9 protein-coding genes, 10 pseudogenes and 1 other annotated feature are annotated in these 16,828 nt (G+C 64.4%); of the genes and pseudogenes, 14 read left to right on the top strand and 5 right to left on the bottom strand.

All coding sequences use genetic code 11. From position 1 onward, the window contains the following. The first annotated feature begins 222 nt into the window (after window positions 1-222). Entirely contained in the window at window positions 223-522 is a 300-nt protein-coding gene (locus J2Y49_RS27475; RefSeq protein WP_149226159.1) for a hypothetical protein, read from the top strand. A 295-nt stretch (window positions 523-817) separates the two neighbouring features. On the opposite strand, the gene J2Y49_RS27470 is transcribed toward J2Y49_RS27475, so the two are convergent. After that, a complete protein-coding gene (locus J2Y49_RS27470) occupies window positions 818-1,453 on the bottom strand; it encodes a Crp/Fnr family transcriptional regulator (protein ID WP_188092486.1) in 636 nt (211 codons plus the stop codon). A gap of 105 nt (window positions 1,454-1,558) precedes the next feature. Between J2Y49_RS27470 and J2Y49_RS27465 the strand changes: the two genes are divergently transcribed. Continuing rightward, a complete protein-coding gene (locus J2Y49_RS27465) occupies window positions 1,559-2,146 on the top strand; it encodes a hypothetical protein (protein WP_310118567.1) in 588 nt (195 codons plus the stop codon). 19 nt (window positions 2,147-2,165) lie between these two features. On the opposite strand, the gene J2Y49_RS27460 is transcribed toward J2Y49_RS27465, so the two are convergent. Next, window positions 2,166-3,425: a type II restriction endonuclease gene (locus tag J2Y49_RS27460; protein WP_149226323.1), complete on the bottom strand. Its 1,260-nt coding sequence runs from the start codon at window positions 3,423-3,425 to the stop codon at window positions 2,166-2,168. Window positions 3,426-3,713: 288 nt separating this feature from the next. Here J2Y49_RS27460 and J2Y49_RS27455 point away from each other — a divergent pair. Further along, window positions 3,714-4,066 (top strand): annotated as a pseudogene (locus J2Y49_RS27455) (transposase); the annotation flags it as partial. Continuing rightward, window positions 3,998-4,080, top strand: a sequence feature (AL1L pseudoknot). It overlaps the preceding pseudogene by 69 nt. 154 nt (window positions 4,081-4,234) lie before the next feature. Then, window positions 4,235-4,993, top strand: a pseudogene (locus tag J2Y49_RS27450) (IS256 family transposase); the annotation flags it as partial. Window positions 4,994-5,500: 507 nt separating this feature from the next. On the opposite strand, the pseudogene J2Y49_RS27445 reads toward J2Y49_RS27450, so the two are convergent. After that, a pseudogene (locus J2Y49_RS27445) lies at window positions 5,501-6,607 on the bottom strand (recombinase family protein); the annotation flags it as partial. 329 nt (window positions 6,608-6,936) lie between these two features. Here J2Y49_RS27445 and J2Y49_RS27440 point away from each other — a divergent pair. The 4 pseudogenes from J2Y49_RS27440 to tnpC form a co-directional block, all read left to right on the top strand. Next, window positions 6,937-7,392, top strand: a pseudogene (locus J2Y49_RS27440) (transposase); the annotation flags it as partial. 74 nt (window positions 7,393-7,466) lie between these two features. Continuing rightward, window positions 7,467-8,048, top strand: a pseudogene (locus tag J2Y49_RS27435) (reverse transcriptase domain-containing protein); the annotation flags it as partial. Between the two features lie 188 nt (window positions 8,049-8,236). After that, window positions 8,237-8,728: pseudogene (locus J2Y49_RS27430) on the top strand (IS3 family transposase); the annotation flags it as partial. A 480-nt stretch (window positions 8,729-9,208) separates the two neighbouring features. Further along, window positions 9,209-10,390: pseudogene (tnpC, locus tag J2Y49_RS27425) on the top strand (IS66 family transposase); the annotation flags it as partial. Between the two features lie 142 nt (window positions 10,391-10,532). Here tnpC and J2Y49_RS27420 read toward each other — a convergent pair. Next, on the bottom strand, window positions 10,533-11,717 hold the full coding sequence (locus tag J2Y49_RS27420) for an IS110 family transposase (protein ID WP_149226325.1): 1,185 nt from the start codon (window positions 11,715-11,717) through the stop codon (window positions 10,533-10,535). Between the two features lie 252 nt (window positions 11,718-11,969). Between J2Y49_RS27420 and J2Y49_RS27415 the strand changes: the two are divergent. From J2Y49_RS27415 to J2Y49_RS27400, 4 genes and pseudogenes are all read left to right on the top strand, one after another. Then, window positions 11,970-12,164: pseudogene (locus J2Y49_RS27415) on the top strand (IS66 family transposase); the annotation flags it as partial. A 273-nt stretch (window positions 12,165-12,437) separates the two neighbouring features. Further along, window positions 12,438-12,632, top strand: a pseudogene (locus tag J2Y49_RS27410) (IS6 family transposase); the annotation flags it as partial. Between the two features lie 11 nt (window positions 12,633-12,643). Further along, on the top strand, window positions 12,644-13,315 hold the full coding sequence (locus J2Y49_RS27405) for a hypothetical protein (protein WP_149226172.1): 672 nt from the start codon (window positions 12,644-12,646) through the stop codon (window positions 13,313-13,315). Between the two features lie 150 nt (window positions 13,316-13,465). Next, window positions 13,466-14,035, top strand: a complete 570-nt coding sequence (locus J2Y49_RS27400; RefSeq protein ID WP_149226174.1) for a DUF305 domain-containing protein — start codon at window positions 13,466-13,468, stop codon at window positions 14,033-14,035. A gap of 390 nt (window positions 14,036-14,425) precedes the next feature. Here the strand turns inward: J2Y49_RS27400 and J2Y49_RS27395 are convergent. Continuing rightward, a pseudogene (locus J2Y49_RS27395) lies at window positions 14,426-14,620 on the bottom strand (transposase domain-containing protein); the annotation flags it as partial. 142 nt (window positions 14,621-14,762) lie between these two features. On the opposite strand from J2Y49_RS27395, the gene J2Y49_RS27390 reads away from it, so the two are divergent. Both J2Y49_RS27390 and istA read left to right on the top strand, forming a co-directional pair. Further along, the gene (locus tag J2Y49_RS27390; RefSeq protein ID WP_149226176.1) at window positions 14,763-15,131 is read left to right on the top strand and encodes a hypothetical protein; all 369 of its coding nucleotides are present in this window, start codon (window positions 14,763-14,765) and stop codon (window positions 15,129-15,131) included. 178 nt (window positions 15,132-15,309) lie between these two features. Beyond that, window positions 15,310-16,824, top strand: coding sequence for an IS21 family transposase (istA, locus tag J2Y49_RS27385; protein WP_149226178.1), 1,515 nt, complete (start codon window positions 15,310-15,312; stop codon window positions 16,822-16,824). The last annotated feature ends 4 nt before the right edge of the window (window positions 16,825-16,828 follow it).

Genomic DNA, 16,828 nt, shown 5'->3' with positions numbered 1-16,828 from the left:
GAATCAAGACGAAGCCCAGATAAAAGCAGGGTGTGCCCAACTGTTTGTGTTATTACAGATTCGCGATCCTCTAATCGTAGTCTGTAACCGTAATAAATTGTTACATTTCCGTCCTACTGTAGAAATCAAAGCGTATTAAATATGAACGTAGTGCGCAGGACCAATAGCGGTTCTGCTGTGCCACAAACAAATGCAAGAACCAGACGCGAAGTGGAATCGACCATGATGTTCCGAAAGATGGCAGCGGCCACCATTCTTGCGACACTCGTTCTCGGAACGAATGTCGGCATCGCAGCATCGGTACAAAATACCGCCGATGACTCGTTTTCAACTCAACTTTCTGAGGCGAAGGCTGCATTGCGGGTTAATACTCCGGCTTGGATCGGCCGTAGCGAGCGAATTGTGGCGGAACAACATATTAGGGTTGCTGAATCGCTTTTCAGCCAGGGGCAATCTGCCAAAGCTCAACAGTACTTGAATTTCGCGCGTGGTAAACTTGGGCTCTCCGCAAATGCCCGATGATCAGATAACGTATGAAGAGAATAGCTTGTCTGTTTTCGGTATCGTGTTGATTGGCTCCTTTGAAGCCTGAAAGAAAGCGCCAGAGCTAGCCCGGCTCTGGCGCTTACCGCAATTCTGGCCCTTCCCTGTTTTAAATGGCAGGGGGACAATCGTGTTGCTCGTTAGGCCATCCGCTTAGCTGGATGTATTGTCATAGTTGCAGGACATCACCCTAACCACACTGGACCACGCGTTTCGAAACCCGGGTGAAGGCGGACGCCTCCAGCCGGGAAGTAGGTGGTGGAGACATGATTCGTTATCGTTTCTTCGGGGCAACCTCCCCAGCCGGTCCCGGACCGGCGGAGAGCGTCACCACCCCACTCTCCCGGACAAGCCGCCCCGTACGCTCCAAGACGGCCAAGGCCCGGTTGATGGCCTCGTGCGTCAGTCCGGTATCGGCGGCGATCTCCGTCCATGGCCGGTCGAGCCGCACCATGGGCCGAGCGCCCGACATTTGGAGCCGAAGCCACGCCATAACCCGCTCCGACGCCGACCGGATATTCCGCAATTCCAGCCGGCTGCGCAGGTCGCGGACCTGAGCAGCAAGCCCACGCGCCAGGGCAAGCGCGGCTTGGGGGTTGCCCTCCAGGGCGACGAGCAGGTCCGGCTTGGGGATCACCGTGACCTCGGATGGTACCTCGGTGACACAGTCACAGTGGTAGGCCTCCGCCCATAGGGTGGCCTCGGCAAAGGTCTCGTCGGCGCGGGCAACGTGCAGCGTCACCGATGAACCGCCCTCGAGATGCCGCACGAGGCGCACCCGGCCTCGGTCGACATGGAAGACCGCCACGGTCGCATCCCCTTGCCAGAATAACGCGTCGCCAAGCTTAAGGCGACGACGATGGAGCCGCTGTGGTTCGATGAGCCCGACCCATACGTTTGCTCCCTGCATTCTCAAAGCCGCCTTGCCGCGAAACCACCGCCATATGACTGCAATCATATCGGGGTGCTGGGTGCCCGGCTACCAACCAGGGAGTTCATCCACCAGGAGGATCCCATGCCGATCCGCACCGCAATGACCTTCGCCATCACCCTCGCCCTCGTCACCGCTGTCGGGCTTGGGAGCGCCGCGGCTCAGACCGCCATGCCGATGGACCATGCCGCCCGGCATGCTGACGCACCTGTGTCTCCACCCAGCGCAGTCCCGACTATGGGCGGACACGAAGCCTTCGGCACCATTCAGGAGATCGTCCGCATCCTTGAAGAGGACCCGGCCTCGGATTGGGCCCGGGTGGATATCGAGGCGCTACGCCATCACCTCGTCGACATGAATGAAGTCACGCTCAATGCGAAAGCTGTTGCGACGCTGGTGGACGGCGGAGCCAGCTATACCGTCACCGGTGACGGGCGGACCCTGGAGGCGATCCGCCGGATGGTACCGGCGCATGCTCACGAGATCGATGGTGTGAGCGGCTGGACAGTCAAGGCCGAGCCGGTGGCGACCGGCATCGCGCTGACCGTCACCGCCCTGGACCCCAAGCAGACGGCGCATATCCGGAGGCTTGGGTTCATCGGCATCATGGCCCAGGGCGGCCATCACCAGATGCACCACCTCGCCATGGCGAGGGGTGAGGTTCGCCACTGATGGCAGAACCGCAATCGGTTCAGACCAGAGTGCGGGCGATGGCGTTGATGGCCTTCATGCCGGAGCCGAAGCGGGCGATGGACTCCCGGTGGCTCTCGAGTTCGCCGTATGGCAGGTAGCGCACCTGGAGGTCGGCGACGCGGCTGAAGGCCGGTCGGGTCAATTGGGCACGGACCTCGTCCTCGCGGCCGTTCGGCGCCACCAGGAACATTCCTTCCAGTGCATGTGCCTCGGTGCCGAGTGCCAGATCGAGCATGCGGACGACGCCCGAGTAGATCGAGGTCGAGTGTTCGACTTCGAAGGCGGCGGCAACATGGGCCTTGCCCCGGTCGAGCCAAAGAACGTCGATGAGCCGGATGGCGTCGGCGCCAGGCGCTTTCTCGATCGCCTCCGGCAGCCGCTCAAGGCAGCCCTCACCGAGCTTGCCGCCGTCGTAGGCCCGGCTGCGGTCATTGGCGGCGATCCACACATCGTACCCCAGCGCCTTGCCCAGATCACGCAGCCAGCCCTGGATTTCGGTGTGCGTGCGGTCACCCTCGCGCTCGGCGGCCGCGGCCTTGGAAGCCTTGACGCTCTCCTCACGCAGCTTGGCGAGGTCGGCTTCCCACGCGGAGCGGGCGGCGGCATCGTTGGTGCGCGGCGGCGCTGCGTAGCGTCCGGAGCCGACGTCGAACAGCAGTCCGCCGATGGCCCCAAGATCGTTGGACAAAAGGTCGCGGTATTCGGCGTTCAGCGCCAGGATGCCCTGGCGCATCGCCAGGAACTCATCCCACCGGCCGAGCTTCACCTTTGCGCCGGTCAGAGCGTTGTAGCCGTTGACGATGGCCGTGTTGAACGGCGGCACCAGGGTCGGGTGCAGAAAGTACAGCAGGTTCGCCACCGCCGGCCCAAGTCCCTTGATCTGCCTGGCGTCGATCTGCCGGATGGCGGCGAGGATCTGCGGTTCGGCGTTGCAGCAGACGCAGGCGTCGAGCAGCCGCCCGAAGGCGCGCTGGTTGTCCGGGTTCTCATAGATGTCCGGGATGCGCAGCTTAGGCTTCCACAGGAAAGCGTGGTCGGCTCCCTTGAAGATCTGGCGCTGCTCGGCGATCGAGTGCACCACCGTCTCTAGCGACGAGCCGCGATAGGCGTTGCCGAAGGTGCTGGTCTCGATGTCGGTCACGACCTGTTGGATGCCGCGGCGGATCGACCGGAAGTTCTTCACCCGCTCGTCCCACAGGAACCAAGTCCGGTACGTCGCGCCGGCATCCTCACGCCAGCGTTGGATCAACGCGCGCATCGGGTCGGACAAGGAGGGCTCCTTCTCTCAAGGTGATTGAACCCAGAGTAAAGCAGCGCTCCCTCCATCGCAACTCGGGGGAGACCTCACGACGGGCTCCGAACCGATTGCCGTGCTGACCGCGGCCCTGACCTCCGCCTGCGCGCCGACACAGCAGACCACGGGTCAACCGACGACGACCGGCGTGGCCGCCCAGGAGGGCACGGCCATGCACCAGGGGACGCAGGTACATCAGTGAACCGCATCGGGTTTCCTGGAGGCCCCATCTTCTGAGAGAGTGGGGTCATCATGACGAAACCTGCATCACCCAAATACGCCCCTGAAGTGCGCGAGCGCGCGGTTCGGATGGTGTTCGAGCACGATGGCGAGCATGCCTCGCAGTGGGCGGCGATCAGCTCGATCGCGGCGAAGATCGGCTGCAATCCCGAGACACTGCGGAACTGGGTCCGGCAGGCCGAGCGTGACCAAGGCAAGCGGCCCGGGCCGACGACGGAGGAACAGGAGCGGATCAAGGCGCTGGAACGCGAGGTCCGAGAGTTGCGCCAAGCGAACGAGATCCTACGCAAGGCGTCGGCGTATTTCGCCCAGGCGGAGCTCGACCGCCCGTTCAAGAAATGATCGCCTTCATCGACGCGACGCGATCGACGCGATCGCGTCCCACTGCGTGGTGTCTGAGGCGTGAGGCTGGCCCGCCGGAGCGCTCCCCCATAGCTGGCGCAGGCGGGCCGGCCGTTCGGAAGCGGGCGGTCACCGTGTTCTTCGGCTAAGTTGAGGTTGCTTGACGACCATCAACTGTGACGGAGGCCACGATGACCGAGGATAGGATCGCTCTTCAGGAGCTGATTGGGAAGAGTGCCGATACGGACTTTCTGCGCGAGATGATCAGCATTGCCGCTCAGCGGCTGATGGAACTGGAGGTCGAGGCGTTGACCGGCGCCGGCTATGGCGAGCGCAGTGACGAACGGCAGACCAAACGCAACGGCTATCGGGAGCGAACCTGGGAGACGCGCGCCGGGGCCATCGACCTGCGCATCCCCAAGCTGCGGCGCGGTTCCTACTTTCCGGCCTTCCTGGAACCACGGCGCACAGCAGAGAAGGCGTTGATCGCGGTGATCCAGGAGGCTTATGTGCAGGGCATCTCGACGCGCAACGTCGATGACCTGGTCAAGGCGATGGGCATGACCGGCATCTCGAAAAGCCAGGTCAGCCGCCTGTGCCAGGACATCGACGAGCGCGTGCAGGCGTTCCTGAGCCGGCCGCTGGAGGGTGACTGGCCGTTCGTGTGGCTGGATGCCACTTACGTGAAGGTGCGCCAGGACGGCCGCATCGTGTCGCTGGCCGCCATACTGGCCATCGGCGTCAACAGCGATGGCCGGCGCGAGGTGCTGGGGCTGGGGCTCGGGCTGTCAGAAGCCGAGACCTTCTGGACCGAGTTCCTGCGCTCGCTCACCCGCCGGGGTCTGCGCGGGGTGAAACTGGTGATCGCCGACGCGCATCTCGGGCTGAAGGCCGCCGCTTCCAAGGTGCTGGGGGCGACACTCCAGCGGTGCCGCGTTCACACGATCCGAACACAATCGCCCATTCGGCCCGGCGGCGGGGATGGGTCCCCGTCCGGGTGGCGGGTTGTGTAGCGGAATGACATGGCGGATCTCCAAATGATCGTCGTGGACGATGATGCGCTCGATCACGAGCTGTACGATTGCCTGCTTGTCGGCGAAAGATGCGGTTTCCAAGCGCCCGTGGATGCGTTCGCAGAACGCCGTCAGGTCGGTGAAGATTTCCTGCGCCTTGGTGCGTTGGCGGCGTAGATCGCGCTGCTGCTCAAGTTGATGATCAAGGGCCCTGCGTTGATCGGCCAACTGCTGCCGACGCTCGGTGAGTTCCTCCAGACTGATCACTTCGGCTTGGTAGGCGTCGAGCAGGCGCCGATCGGCTTGGTTCAGCCCGTTCTGGCGCGTCAGGATACGGGCCTCGTCCTTGGCTTCCTGGGCGGCGCTCCGGTCGGCGTCGCCGACAAACTGCTGGAATTGGGCGGCAAGGCGTTCCGGGTTTCCCAGCAGCGTTCGCACGTGATCCCACACCGCTCCATCGAGATCGGCGCCTTTGACGCCAGCACGCGGGCAACGCTGAGCGCGGGCGGTCATCACGCAATCCTTTCCGGCGCAGTAGTAGTAATGACGCTCGATGTTTCCCGCCAAGTGCCGGGTGATGCCGTACATGGCTAAGCCGCAGGCGCTGCAGGTCAGCAGACAACGCAGAAGGTAGTCGTACTTCGTGTTGTTGCGAAACGACAGGGCCGCGTTCCGGGCAAGCTGGGCTTGAGCCCGCTCCCCGGTTTCCTGCTCGATGATGATCGGCACCGCAATTGCTATCCAATCTTCCTTGGGGCGCAAGCGCCGGCAACCCACGCCCCGGTAGCTGGGCTTGCGTGAGCGGGGCTTCTTGGCCGGAACGTATTCGTAGCGGTTCGAGTAGGCAGTGCCGATGTAAACAGGGTCCGACAAGATGTGATGGACGGTCGACGGCGACCATGGCCGCCGTCCGCATCGTGGGAACCACGGTCCGAAGTTTAGGCGCTTGAGGATTTGGCGCAGCGTCATGCGTTCCTCGGTCAACCAGGCGTAGAGCTGGCGAACCGTCTCAACTTCGGTTTCATCGACGATGAGCCGCCCCGCCGACTTCTCCTGCCGGGGCAGATAGCGGTAGCCATACGGCGCATGGACGCCGATGAACTGGCCGGCACGCGCCTTTTGGAGCTTGCCCCGCCGAAATCGCTCGCTCAGCAAGGCCCGCTCATACTCCGCAACCGCTCCTTGGATCTGCAAGAGGAGTTGGTCACCGGGGTCGTCTGAGATCGCATGGTTGAGGAAGGCGACAGCGCAGCCCGCCCGTCGGAATTCCTCCAAGACAAGCACTTGGTAGGCATAGCGCCGGGACAAGCGATCGGGAGCGAGGATGGCGACGACCTCCACCTCGCCATCGCGAACGGCGTCCCGCAAGCCATCCAGGCCCGGGCGGTCAAGCCGGGCGCCGCTGTAGCCTTCGTCACGGAATATGTGACAGTCCCTCAACTCGTGGGCACCGGCGTCCGCCCATGCCCGCAAAGCAGCGAGTTGGCTGTCGATGGTCTGTTGGCGCTCTTGGCGTTCGGTAGAGACGCGGGCGTAGATGGCGGCGCGCATGGTGGCTCTCCTTTGACAGCCGAGGCGGGTTCTGGGGCACCGGCCGGCTGCTCTTCAGGAAGGATACGGGGAGAAACAGCGAGGAGCCGGCGATAGGCATCAGCCAACCGGTCGGGTCCATCCCGAGGCTGGACAAAGACGGAGTGAATCGTCCAGACGGATGGGCCGGCAGACCGGCAGCGGCGCGGCATGGGACAGCACCTCGGTTGTGGTGTTCCTCCAACAGCCTTACCCATTGGTCAAGAGCGTGCACGCCGCGGCTTGGCGAGACTTGGCCAGGCAAACGCCACGGAGACGCTGAAGCGGATTTTGTCGATTGCGTTCGGATCGTGCATTGCATGCGGAACCTGTTGTCCTGCGTGGGCAAGGCGCACCAGACGATGGTCGCCGCCACCATCCGCACCGCATTTGCCCAGGAGACCGCCGAGGCGGCGCACGAGCAGTGGCGCCGGGTTGCCGACAGTCTGCGGCCGCGGTTCTCCAAGCTGGCGGCGCTGATGGACGAGGCGGAGTTCGACGTTCTGGCCTACATGGCCTTTCCCAAGGACCTGCGCACCAAGCTGCACAGCACGAACCCTCTGGAACGCCTGAACGGCGAGATCAAGCGGCGCACCAATGTCGTTGGCATCTTTCCAGGGGAAGGGGCGGTTCGAAGGCTGATCGGCGCTTTGCTGCTGGAGCAGCACGATGAGTGGGCGGTGTGCCGGCGCTACATGACCATGGAAAGCCTGAACGAGCTGTGCCACCCTTCAGCCACTGACCCGCTGTCGATCGCAGCGGAGTAGACCGGCGGCCTCGACCCGCCGAAGAGCACCTACACCCCCTCAGACACCACGCCCAGGGGCACGATCATGGCCGGGAATGGCTTGCCGAAGCTGCCCGGATCGTCCTGGCGTCGAGTGGCGCCAAGACACCGGGCATCGACGGAATGGACAAGCGGCGGATGCAGGCTGAGTTGGCGGAACATCTGGCCAGCCTGCGGACGGACTTGCTGACGGGGAACTACCGCCCGCAGCCGGTCAAGCGCATCTATATCCCCAAAGCCAACGGCAAGAAACGACCACTGGGTATCCCGACCCTGAGAGACCGCATCGTCCAGCGTGCGATGCTGATGGCCATGGAGCCGATTTGGGAAAGCGACTTCCATCGCCTCTCCTACGGCTTCAGACCCGAACGCAGCGTGCATCACGCTGTCCGGACCGTAAAGCTCCAGTTGCAGGATGGTGAGGCCGGAACAAGGGGCCGCTGGGTCGTCGAAGGCGATCTGGCGAGCTACTTCGACACGGTTCACCACCGGCTGCTGGTTCGGTGCGTCCGGCGGCGGATACGGGATGATCGGTTCATGGATCTGCTCTGGCGGCTCCTGAAAGCAGGTCACGTTGATCGTGGCCTGTTCGTGGCGTCGAGCGAAGGGGTTCCGCAAGGCGGCGTCCTGTCGCCGCCACCAGGATATTCACCGAGATCGCTCTGGATGGCATGAGAGGACGAGGCACTGGAAAGCCGGATGAGACCGAAAGACTCACGTCCGGTTTGGAGAGAGGGCGCCGGAAAAGTACCGGATGGCAACTCGCCGACGCCCTACTCTACTGCACGTACGGTTCGGGGAGGGGAAGCGCTTCAGCGCTTCCTACTCCACTATCGAAATGGCAGGGCTTCGTCTACGTGGCCTTCGTCATCGACGCCTTCGCGCGCCGGATCGTGGGCTGGCGGGTGTCCAGCACAGCCCATGCAGGCTTCGTTCTGGATGCGCTCGAACAGGCACTCCACGACCGCCGGCCCGCCAATGGCAGCGGCCTCATCCATCACTCCGACAGGGGATCGCAATACGTTGCGATTCGCTACACCGAGCGTCTCACCGAAGCTGGGGTCGAGCCTTCCGTGGGCAGCGTTGGCGATTCCTACGATAACGCGTTGGCCGAGACCATCAACGGTCTCTACAAGACCGAGGTGATCCGGCGCCGTGGGCCGTGGCGCTCTCTGGAGGCTGTCGAGTTCGCCACCCTGGAGTGGGTCGACTGGTTCAACAACCGACGCCTGCTCGAGCCCATCGGCAACATTCCTCCCGCAGAGGCCGAAGCGCGCTATTATGCCCAAACTGAGGACGTCGCCATGGCGGCGTGACTCAACGCAAATGGCCTCCGACAAACCCGGCGCGGTTCAAGGCGCAGTGACCGCAGGTCATTCCATCGACTTTGAACCTCAGCATGGTGTCCTCCTGGCTAGCGAATACCCCCAGTCTCCGGCTTCCTATCGCTGGAAGGTCAATATCCAACTCACGGCGCTTGAGGGCGACCGAGGGTAAAGGACTTGGAGGTTCAGAGTCTGACCTGGATCGGTACTGCTCGTAACCACCGGTGAGGCGAGCACCGACCCGGAATTGTCCGATCAGGGCTCGGCGGCCGTACCCAGTCAGGCCGCCATCTGGCGGCAGGACTCCGCGCACCTGCGACAGGCCTCGGCGCACCGCTTCATCTGGGCGTCGTCACCGTAACTACTCACGGGGCTGGCTGAGCCTGGGCTTTTGCCCGGGCGCTGCGCGCATTGGGGGTGGTTGGCGATCCGGTGTTGCGTTTGGTGGGCCGGACGTGAGTCAAAGGCGGGATGACGGTTCCGCCGCGCTATCGCCTGAGTGAGGCCGAGAAGGACGCCCTGCTGGCCGAGCAGGCGGCGCTGATCGAGCGCATGGCGGCGCGGATTGCCGAACTGGAAGCGTTGGTCGGCAAGCCGAAGAAGACCTCGGCGAATTCCCACATCCCGCCCTCGCAGGACGGCCCCGGGGGCAAGGCCCGCAAGACGAAGCGGCACCGCAAAGCGCGGCCGTCGCGTCCCGGTGTCGCCCGGCCGCTCGCGTCCGATCCCGATCGTACGGAGCGCTGCTTGGCCGAGAACTGCCCGCATTGCCAAACGGCGCTGTCACCGGCGGCGCAGCGGTGCCGGCACCGCTACGATCACATCGATCTGCCCGAGGTTCGTCCGGTGGTGACGCGGGTCGAGTTGTTCGGCGGCCGCTGTGGGCAGTGCGGGCGGCGCTACCGGGCCGAGCCGCCCGCCGCCATGCTGCCGGGCACGCCGTTCGGGCCCGGCATCCGCTCCCTGCTGGCCTATCTGCACCATAGCCATCATGTCGGCTTCGAGCGCTTAGCGCGGATGCTGAAGGAACTGTTCGGGTTGAGCATCTCCGAGGGTGCCATCGCCAACGCGTTCCACCGCATGGGCCCGGCGTTCGACACGGCCTGCGCGGCGATCAAGGCCAAGCTCCTGACGGCTTCCATCATCGCCTCGGACGAGACCACGACACGGGTGAACGGCGTGACGCAGTGGCAGTGGGTCTTCCATTCCGATGCGGCCGTGTTGCACACCATCGCCCCCAGCCGCGGCCGGGCGGTGGCCGCCGCGGTGCTGGGCGAGCATCGGCCTGAAGTGTGGATCTCGGACCGTTACGCCGGACAGCAGGAACTCGGGCGGGTCCATCAGGTCTGTCTGGCCCACGTGCTGCGCGACGTGCAGTACGCCATCGACTGCGGCGACAGCGTGGTGGCGCCGAAGATCCGCGATCACCTGCGCTGGGCCATTCGGGTTGGCAAACGAAGACCGGACCTGAAGGAGAGCACGCTGGCCGCCTACGCTGCCAAGGCCGAGCGCGGCCTCGACGTTCTGCTCGGTGTCCCCGCCGCCCATCCGGCCGGTCGCGAGCTACAGCGCCAGATCAAGGCGTGGCGTGGCAAGTTCTTCGCCTTCCTCGCCGACCGCCGCGTGCCGCCGACCACGGATGATGTTGAGAAGTGCGAATCGTCGTGCCGACCGATGCGGTCGGCGCATGGCGTCGACCGCATGCTGGCCAGACGCCGGATGACGAAACCGGGGTCAAGGCCGCAGCCGCGCGTCAGCGCGGGGCCGCGGAGCGGCCGCCTTGACGCCGGGGGCGTCATCCGGCACGCCCCGATGGTCGGTCCGTCCAGGCGTCCACCATCCGTTCATAGGCGCGTTCGGCACGCTCGACATACTCCGCCTCGCGCTGCCGGATTTCCTTGATCCAGTAGTCCCGGCTGGGCCCGGCTTTGCCGTATTCCCGCGGGGCGCCGGCCTTCAGGGCAGCCTTGCGCAGCTTCATGGCCGTGAACGCCGGGCGGGCGTAGGCGTAGTCCTTCTCCTCGGTCAGCACATGCCAGATGAGAAACGTCAGTTTGCGGGCGGTGGCCACTGCGGCCGCACCAGCTCCAGCCTTCTTCTGCACTCGGTTGAAGAAGGCCCGCAGCGGCCCCGGCGCCATCTTCGCCGACCACGCGGCCTCAACCAGCATCGCGCGGGCCGCGGCATTGCCCTGTCGCGAGATATGCCCGTGGCGGGCCGGATGGTCGCCGGACTGGTGGGTGGTTGGGGTCAGGCCGAAGTAGCTGCTAAGCTTCTCGGGGGTCGGAAAGCGAGCGATCGTCCCGATCGACGCCAGAACGGTCAGGGCCACCACGGTGCCCACCCCCGGGATGGTCATCAACCGGCGCGCCTGCGGATCGTCCAGCGCCTGCTGGGCGATCCCCTTGTCGAGTTCGGCCAGTTGCGCGCTCACCCGTTCCAGCTCCGCCACCAGCCGGGAGACCAGGGCCTGCTCCTCAGGCGACAGCGGCAGGCCGGCCAGCCAGGTCCGGCCCGCCTTGGTGAACAGGCGGCCTTCGTATTTCGGGATCAAGTTCCCGTGCAGGATGGCATGGATGCGGCTCTTCGTCCGCACCATGTGCTCGACAATTCCCATCCGCTCCGTGACCGTCCGCCGACGGCGGATCGTTTCATCGTCGGGAACCCAAACTTCCGGTAGGAAGCCCGCCGCATGAAGGCGCGCCAGGATCGCCGCGTCGATCTTATCAGTCTTCACGCGGGCAAAGGCGATGGCCCGCACGAGCCGGGGATTGGCCACCGCAACCCGCTTGACGAAGGGCCGCAGGACACGCTCCACGGCCATGCTGTTGCCGGTCGCCTCGATGACCACCTCGTCCGTCTTCTCAAGGGTCCTGGCAAATTTCAGAAAGCGGTCATGGGCGAGATCGACCCTGGTTTCCTTCGTCACTTGGCCGTCCACCAGGAAGGCGACCTGGGCGAAGGAGCGGTGAATATCCATTCCGATAATGCGCATGCTCCCTCCTTACGGTGCTGGTTCGGGAGCTGGCGGGCTTGCACGACATCTACGGATCCGCGCTCGCAGCGCAACCGGGCAAGTCGTAGGGGGCGGCCATGTAACAACGCGAGCTCACAGCTCATGGTCGGGACGGCCTGCCGCCGTTTCATGCTCCCGGCGCCCCTATCCCGGTGGACCATCGATACCGCGACCTCGGTCCGATTGCCAGAACCGGCTGGCGCCGGAAGCAGCATGCCGGTTAACAACGGCAGTGAGCAGGAAATCCGCCCGTCGGTGATCTTCCGCAAAGTCACCAACGGCTTCCGCTCCGACTGGGGGCCAGGCATCCACGCCGGCTATCGCTCCGTGACTGGAACCGCGCGCCGCCAAGGCCAGTCCGCCTGGACCGCCATCCGCGAACTCGTCGGAGGAACCTTCGTCGTCGCTTAACGGCTCAGCTGCTGCCAACCGGGTGAGCAGATACTCGTCACCCCTGTCTTTGCAATCTCGGGCGCAAACCTCGCATATGATCGCGCAGACCCCACAAGTCTTCGCGTGGAAGGACGAATCGCGGATCATGAAATCGGCACTCGTTTGGCAGACCTCGGTACAGTCCAGAAGCAATCTGATATGCGACGCATCGGCGTGGGTTCCGTTGCAAAGTTTGCCGGCGGGCGGAGATCGGGTAAAACCCAGCCCTTTCGACGTTGAGGCGAAACGGTGATGCGCAGCACGAAGAGCCCGTTCAAGGGGCGGCAGTTCACGGCAGCGGTGATCCTTTGGGCGGTGCGCTGGTATCTGCAGTTCCCGATCAGCTATCGCGATCTGGAGGGGATGCTTGCCGACCTGGGTGTACAGGTCGATCACACGACGCTCTATCGCTGGATCCAGGCCTACGCCCCGGAATTGGACAAGCGCAGGGCGCCGGAATGAAGCAGGCGTGCTTCGCCGCCTTCCACGACGGCATCCGGGACCGCTGGGTCGATGCCTTCTTCGTCGCCATCGCCAAGGAGCGGACGGTGGACGAGAAGGGCGCCGCCACGGCGGAGGCCAAGATGCGCTTGGACGAGGCGCTGACGGCAAGAGGGTTGGACCCAGCCTTGGCAACGCCCACCGAGGTGCGACACGTCAAGGTCGCGGTGATGCAAGAGCGCATCCAGGCGGTCGTTGACGCCAGCCCGGAGGAACATGGCAGGCTCGACGGCGTGTGGATCAAGCACCCGTTCCCGACGATGGCCGAGCCGGAGAAGAAGGTCGTGCTGCTCACCGACCTGAACGGCTACGGCGCCGACGCTCTGGACCGCCTGGCCCATCTGTTCAATCGGGCCTCGCTTCACGCCATCGACCGCTTCTTCATGCTGGTCCGGCGCCGCCTGCGGCTTCTGGAGCGCCCGATCTCGCCGACGCGCCGGGCGCGGCGCGTTTGGCACGGCTACGCGCCCTACGATCCGGCGATGGTCGGCAAGTACCTCGACATCTTCCGGGTCTGGTACAACTGGTGCTTCACGGGTGAAGACGGCCTGACCCCGGCGGAGCGCCTGGGCGTTGCCAAGGGCAAGGTCCGAATGGAAGACATCGTCTACTTCGATCCCTACGCCTGATCCGCAGCCCGTCTTACCCAGCCACTCTCATGCTCGCTCTGGCAGAGTTCGTGGAGCGGTGCGCCACGACAATGAAAAGCTGCGCGGGAACAAAAATGATTGGGGTTTTGTTCCCCCCTCATTGGGCAGAATGGGGTAGAGGAAACCGCAATGTCGCACGAGCAAAATCACCATAGGAACATGATGAAAATGGGTTGGGGTCGGTTTGTGGCAATGATCGCAACCTCAACGTTCATCATGTTCTTTTTGATGTACCAGCTTGTTTATTCGCTCGATCACGCGCTTTTCAGCGTAAACCGGCTGGTCTCCTCGCTAGTAATGGGGTGCGTCATGACTATCGTGATGCTGGGCTTCATGTGGTCAATGTACAGGGGGATGGCCATTAAGATCGCCGTACTGGTCGGAGCCGTGCTGGTCGGAGTTGTACTCCTCTACGTGAACCGCAGTCAGGGCCTGATCGGCGATGTCAGCTTCATGAAGTCGATGATCCCGCACCACTCAATCGCCATCAATAACGCAAGCAACGCCAGCATCAGTGACCCCCGCGTGCGCAAGCTCGCAGATAAAATCATCGAATCACAGGTTCGCGAGATCGCTGAGATGAAGCTGCTCATTGACGACATTGGGAACAATGGCAAGCGCGGGAGTCAGCCCCTTCCTGCGCGACCGGCTCAGGTCACGCCCGATATGGAGCAGCAGATACGAGAGGCGGTTCAGTAGCGCCGTCGAGCCCAGCGGACCGTGTCGGTTTCCGACGGAGCACGCCGCTCGTGTTCGGATTTTAAGTAGAAGAGATGATGCCCAGAGTAGTGTTGCAGGCCGCATGGCCTGCAACACCTTTGTGTGCAACGACAATTTCGATGTCCGGCGGACGTCAATTACCTTGTCCTGCTGCATGTGGCTCGGTCAGTCGTAGCGTAAGAGTGTCGCTCGACGTTTTGCGGCTCGAACGGCGGCTCGAACAGCCCGATCGGTTTTGATTAGAGCGGATTGCCGGGCATCTGAATCGGGGATTCCCATGGACGGGCAGTTGTGATTCAAGATTTGGACTGGTTGAAGGAGGGTAAGCGTCGTCTGGCGACTGCGGCGTGAATGGGTTGCCGGCGCCGCTCACCCCTGCTCTGGAATGGTGATGTTCCAAGGCAGGAGATCGGCGATGCGGTTGATCGGGTGATCCGCGATGCAGCCGAGCACATGGCGTAGGTAGGCCTGTGGATCGAGGCTGTTGAGCTTGGCAGATTCCACGATGGTGTAGATCGCCGCGGCGCGCTCCCCGCCAGCATCGGAACCGGCGAACATCCAGTTGCCCTCTGTGCCAACGTCGAGTGAGACAGCCGCCTGCTGAAATGATCGGTAGAGGGCGCTGTTGAGGACCTGATGAGCACACCGACACTCCCCCCCTGTTTCCACCCCTGTTTCCACCCCTGTGTCCACTCCCGACCCGGAGGTGAGCGAGCGCCCGCAGCGCCGCACCTTCAGCGTCGCCGACAAGCTGCGCGTGCTGGAGGAAATCGACTGGGCCCGCCCGAAGGAGATTGGCGCCATCCTGCGCCGTGAGGGGCTGTATTCCTCGAATGTCACCCGTTGGCGCCGCCAACGCGATGCCGGACAGTTGCGCGGCCTCGCCCCGGCCAAGCCGGGGCCGAAGACCCCGGCAGCCAATCCGCTCAAGACCGATCTGGAGCGCCTGGAGCGGGACAACGCGCGTCTGCGTGATCAGCTCTCCCGCGCCGAGGCGGTCATTGAACTTCAAAAAAAAGTGGCGCAATTGCTGGAGACCTTGCCCGCCTCAGTGGACCGCGGCGAGCGCAAGTGATGTGCATATTTCGGCGGAAAGCACCCAGTAGGAACGGCGGAAAGCGCCCGGGCAGAACGGTGAAAGCGCCCAGCCGTTTCGGTGAATTCGCCCACCCGTAGGGGTGGTGGTGTCGGGGTCCGAACCAGCCTTTGGCATCCCTATGATTCTTCCACGGCACAGGCCAAGGAGGATCGGGATGCCCCGAACGAGGTCGGACATGCGGCGGATCAGAGAAGTCCTTCGTCTGCGGGATGAGTTTGGCGCCAGCCAACGGCAGATTGCCGATGCCTGCCGGCTGCCGCGCAGCACCGTGCGCGATTACCTGGAGCGGTTGCGGGCCTCCGGGCTGCGGTACGCGGATGTGCTGGGCTGGACGGACGTCGAGTTGGAGGAGCGGCTGTTCCCGCCTCCGGTCACGTCGGCGCGCCCGGTACCCGACTGGCGGCACATCAGCCGTGAACTCAGCCGCCGTGGCGTAACGCTGCGGCTGCTGTGGGAGGAATACCTGGAGGTCCATCCCGGCGGCTATCGCTACACCCAATTCGTCCAGCATTTCCGGGCATGGCAGGGTGCCCATGCCGAGCCGCGTCTGCGCCGGGAGCATCGGCCGGGGGCGGCGATCGAGGTCGATTACGCCGGGATGACGCTGAGCGTCGGGCTCGGCGCCGAGGCGCGGCAGGCCCAGGTGTTTGTCGCCTGTCTGCCGTATTCGGGCTACGTCTATGCCGAGGCGACCTGGACCCAGCAGGCGGAGGAGTGGCTGGCCTCCCACGTCCGGCTGTTCGAACATCTGGGCGGCGTGCCGGGCAAGCTGGTGCCGGATAATCTCAAGGTCGGCGTCAGCCACGCCTCCTTCTACGATCCGGCGATCAACCCGGCTTATCACGATCTCGCCCGGCACTACCGCACCGCCGTCCTGCCAGCACGGGTGAGGCGCCCACGCGATAAGCCCAGCGCCGAGAACGGTGTGCAGCAGGTCGAGCGGCGGGTGCTGGCTCCGTTGCGCGATACGCTCTTCGCCACGTTGGACGCCGCCAACGCAGCCTTGCGCGACAAGCTGGCCGCCCTCAACGCCGCTCCCTTGAGCCGCAGGCCACAGGACACGCGCGCCGGCCTGTTCGCCACCGAGGAGAAGCCGACCCTGCGCCCCTTGCCGCCGGAACGTTTTGTGCCCGGCACCTGGGCTCGCCACAAGGTGCCGCCCGACTATCATCTCGCCCTCGACGGCGGCGTCTACTCGGTGCCCCACACGCTGATCGGCAAGATGGTCGACGTGCACAGCACCGCCGGCGTCATCAGCGTCTTCCTGCGCGGCAAGCGGATGGCCTGCCATGTCCGGCGGCAGGATGGCGCCACCGTGACGCTGGACGCCCATCGCCCCGCCAACCACCGGGCCGTCGCCCGCTTCACCCCCGACGCCATCCAGGCCGACTTGGCCGCCATCGGCCCGGCCGCCGCGTTGCTGTTCGCGCGCATCCTGGCCGGCGCCGATCATCCCGAACAGGCGGTGCGGGCCGGGATCGGCCTGATCCGCCTGGCCGCCACCCATGGCACCGACCGGCTGGAGCAAGCCTGCCAGGCGGCCCTGGAGGCCAATGTCGGATCCTACCGCTACGTCCAGCGCTGGTTGGCGGCGCCCCCCGCCACGGCGGCGGACACGGCCGGTGCCGGCGAGCACGCCAATCTGCGCGGCCCTTCCTACTATCACTGATGGA

The sequence above is a fragment of the Azospirillum sp. BE72 genome (assembly GCF_031455875.1).
In the GTDB taxonomy this organism is placed as follows: Bacteria; Pseudomonadota; Alphaproteobacteria; order Azospirillales; family Azospirillaceae; genus Azospirillum.
Note: the sequence above shows the minus strand (reverse complement) of the source record. Positions and strands in the feature narration are given on the sequence as shown.